The following is a 390-nucleotide window of genomic DNA, read 5'->3' as shown; positions in this document are numbered from 1 at the left end:
GCTTGGGAAGCAGCTGTATAAGCTACAAAACGCGTTCGGCGCCGTCCTTGGCGTGCAAGATTGCTGGCTTGTCCTGCGCGGATTAAAAACATTGCAGGTCCGTTTAGAGAAAGCGAGTCAAACAGCTCAGCGGCTTGCGGAATTTTTCCAGAAGCACCCGGCGGTCAAGCGCGTGTATTATCCGGGACTGGCTGATCATCCCGGCGCTGAAACCCATAAAAGCCAGTCAACGGGAGCGGGCGCCGTGCTATCTTTTGAGCTTGAAAGCAAAGAGGCCGTTAAGAAGTTAGTCGAGAATGTGTCACTCCCAGTCTTCGCTGTCAGCCTTGGCGCCGTGGAATCGATTTTGTCCTATCCGGCAACGATGTCTCATGCGGCAATGCCTAAGGA

Annotated in this window: 1 protein-coding gene; it reads left to right on the top strand. The window is 53.8% G+C overall.

Going from position 1 to position 390, the window contains the following annotated elements:
* The coding region (locus AACS00_RS09920; RefSeq protein ID WP_181397672.1) for a PLP-dependent transferase at positions 1 to 390 on the top strand (390 nt) is incomplete at both ends.

The sequence above is a fragment of the Vibrio sp. 11986-1-5 genome (assembly GCF_963878025.1).
Taxonomy (GTDB): Bacteria; Pseudomonadota; Gammaproteobacteria; order Enterobacterales; family Vibrionaceae; genus Vibrio; species Vibrio injensis.
The sequence above is the reverse complement of the archived record's forward strand: the minus strand, read 5'-3'. Positions and strand labels throughout refer to the sequence as shown.